The 3,365-nt window shown below is 49.9% G+C and carries 4 protein-coding genes; all 4 read right to left on the reverse strand.

Annotated features, from left to right (window positions below):
• Nucleotides 1-550: helical backbone metal receptor (locus tag Q7V06_RS10295; protein WP_304841142.1), on the reverse strand; the 550-nt coding region annotated here is incomplete at its 3' end.
• Between the two features lie 30 nt (nt 551-580).
• Nucleotides 581-1,831, reverse strand: coding sequence for an ABC transporter ATP-binding protein (locus Q7V06_RS10300; RefSeq protein WP_304841143.1), 1,251 nt, complete (start codon nt 1,829-1,831; stop codon nt 581-583).
• Entirely contained in the window at nt 1,828-2,778 is a 951-nt protein-coding gene (locus Q7V06_RS10305) for an iron ABC transporter permease (protein WP_304841144.1), read from the reverse strand. Before Q7V06_RS10305 ends, Q7V06_RS10300 begins: the two co-directional genes overlap by 4 nt.
• Nucleotides 2,779-3,043: 265 nt before the next feature.
• On the reverse strand, nt 3,044-3,365 hold a 322-nt coding region (locus Q7V06_RS10310; RefSeq protein WP_304841145.1), incomplete at its 5' end, for a hypothetical protein.

Consider the following 3,365-nt stretch of genomic DNA (forward strand, 5'->3'; position numbering starts at 1 on the left):
TCGACGGAGTATAGCTTTTTACTGCAACTGTATCAATTACTTTGGCAATACGTCTGCTGAGGTTGGCATTCAACTCTTCTGCTTCTCTTTCATTCCCTGTCACGTTCCCAAGCAGAGAGATCGATGAAAGGATCTCATCAATGCTCTTTGGATCGATGATGAGAACGGTAAGGCCAAGTGATTCCAACCGCCCGATCACCTCCTCACTATTCTTTGGGACCGCCACCACAAGATCGGGGTTTGCAGCAACGACTTTCTCTACACTGACCGTGGTGTATCCACCCACTGTTGGGATCAGCAGGGCTTCATCCGGATAATCACTCTGGTCAACTACTGCAACAAGCTTGTCTCCTGCACCTATTGCAAAGATGAGTTCGGTATTGGACGGAGCAAGCGAGACGATCCTTTCAGGATAGCCGTTCATCGTTACCGTTCGTCCGGAATCATCAACAACGTGGATGAAATGGGTACCTTCGCCGACGTTTGCAGATGCGGCAGGTACCCCGATACAGATCAGGAGGAGGATTAGTAGTGGTGCTATTCGTTTCATAATACATTCCATATACTTACTTGCGGTTTATCAATCATTTTTATTACATAATTCAAAGACCCGCTGAAGGATCTGATCAAACGATTCGGCCTCTTCAGCCCCTTCTTTTAGGAGATCTCTGAGTATTTTTTCAGCTTCTCCCCCGGTATGATCATCAAATGACCCGATGTGACCAAGGACCATCGTCTTCATCGCCTGCCCATACAACAACCGGAGGTTATCGAGATTCCCGGAACCCACCGGCATCGCAACCAGAACGATCAGATCTGCCTTCTCCAGATACCCTGTGAGAATTGAAGATGCATAATCGGATATCGGGGCAAACGGGGCCTCAATGACCGTTTGAATACCAAGATCTGTTGCGGTCGCATAATCCGAGTCGAGGATCGTTACGATACCGGCGGTGACGGTGCAGCCCTTCTGATGAAGCCTCCTGAGAAGAGGTGATCCAAGACCCCCGCCGCAGACGACATGCACCCTGCATCCCTTCTCCTCTTCCGGGATGCTCTCATAGACCGGAAGGATGTAAGGTCTGCCGGTTGTCGGATGAGTACTCACGATCACATTGATCCCATAGACAGAACGAATCAGATCCCGGGTCAGCACCTCCGCAGGCGTTCCGATCGCCTCAATCAACTGATCCTTTAAGAGAATGATCCGGTCACAGTAGTATGCTGCAAGGTTGATGTCATGGAAGACGCTGAGGGTGGTCGTCTCCTCCATCTCCTTTCTGATGATGGTTAAGATCTCGATCTGGTGGCTGATATCAAGGTGTGACGTCGCTTCATCGAGCAGAAGGATGTCCGGCTCCTGGGCAAGCGCCCGTGCGATAAGGACACGCTGCCGTTCCCCTCCACTGATTGCGTTCACCGGCATATCCGCAAGAGAGGAGACTTTTGCAAGCTGCATCACCCGGTCACAGATCGCATAATCGTTTCTGCTTTCTGATGAGAACCTCCCGATATAGGGGTGACGGCCCATCATCACGATCTCTCTGACCGTATAGTCAAAGTTGATCGCCGTCTCCTGGGGAACCACCGCCACCCTCTGTGCCAGCATCCGGAAGGAGAGTGCATCCATATTCTGGCCATTATAGTAAACTTCACCAGCTGACGGGGCGACGATCCTGCTCATCGCCTTGAGGAGTGTCGTCTTGCCGGAGCCGTTTGGACCGCAGATCCCGATCATCTCACCCGGAGATGCTGAGAAACTCACCGCTTCAAGGATCTGGTGTGCCCCATAGCAGACATCCAGATGCACCACATCGACTGTCTTCTTCATGCCGACATCCTCCTCCGGAGAAGGAACATAAAGAAGGGAGCACCGAGGAATGCGGTGATGATCCCAACCGGCATCTCATTTCCGAGTGTTCGTGCGAAGGTATCTGCCCAGAGGAGGATAAGACCCCCGGCAAGGAGGGCGGCAGGGAAGAGCACCCGGTGATCGGGGCCGACGATGATCCGCATCAGGTGAGGGGTGATCAGGCCGATGAACCCGATGGCACCTGCAATTGAGACTGCAATACCTGCAAGGACTGAACTGACAAAGAGGATGAGAATCTTCAGCCGCTCCACATTCACCCCGAGATGGACCGCTTCATCGTCGCCGAGCGAGATGATGTTGATATCACGGGCAAAGAGATAGATAGCGATACAGCCGACCGGGATGAGGAGTGCTATATACACATCATTCCATGAGACCGTCCAGAAACCGCCCATCAGCCAGAAGACGATCTGGTGCAGGCTCTTTCCCCCGGTATACATGAGAAATGAGAGCATCGACGAGAGGAACATCGAGAGGGCAACACCCGTCAGAAGAAGCGTCTCGACAGGGACTTTTCCACCACGGCGGGAGATGGTGAAGACGAGGAAGGTGGCGCCGACTGCACCGACAAAAGCAAAGATGGGGAGACCCACCCCTGCAAGGAAGACGATCGATATGACCGCACCAAGCGATCCGCCAGAGGATGTTCCGATGATGTAGGGATCAGCCATAGGATTTCGAAAGAGCGCCTGCATCGCCGTTCCCGCAGTCGCAAGGGCAGCACCGACGAGGACGGCTGCAATGACCCGGGGAAGCCTGATATCCATGATGATCTGACTTGCAGTAGGATTGGTGAAGATGGACTGGAGCGGGATGCTTGTCGGCCCGGTTGCAACAGCAATGATGATACTGACACCAAGGGCCAGAGCAAGTGAGAGGATAGCAAGCGGTGCCCGATAACGCATTAGATCAATTTTTCTTTTCTTAAGTTAAATAAATAGTCATTTTATGATCGGTAATTACACCCATATTATATAATGTTCGATAAGCGGAATCCCCCTCATGATATTTTAGCGGCATTATAAAACTATTTTCAGATTTTAAACAGATAATGAGATTATTTGGTAGCGATAACACGCGGTTCTTTCACTACGAGAGGATATAGATAAACCGCCAGTAGGTTTATAATGAGGAGATGCAACAGGAATGCGGGTTTCGCGCAACCAATGATCAATACTCTGGAATATCTTTAAAGATAATAACCACCCCATGTTGACCTTTTCGTAGCACAACCGGAATATACGCAACAAGGTAGCGTCCATCAAGTTCGATAATTTTTTTCTTACCCCGGACAGCATCCTGAAAAGTAACGTTGTTGATCATCTTTTTTACAACAAATGATGGGATTGAGCCTATATCTTTGTTTATGATATCACTTTTCACAAGATTGAAGCACTCACAACTTGCCTGGTTAATATCAATAATTCGCATCATTGCATCAACAATAATCATACGATCCTGAATATAATCGAAAATTTCATTTGCAGAAACG

This window comes from Methanocalculus sp., from assembly GCF_030651615.1.
Classification (GTDB): Archaea; Halobacteriota; Methanomicrobia; order Methanomicrobiales; family Methanocorpusculaceae; genus Methanocalculus.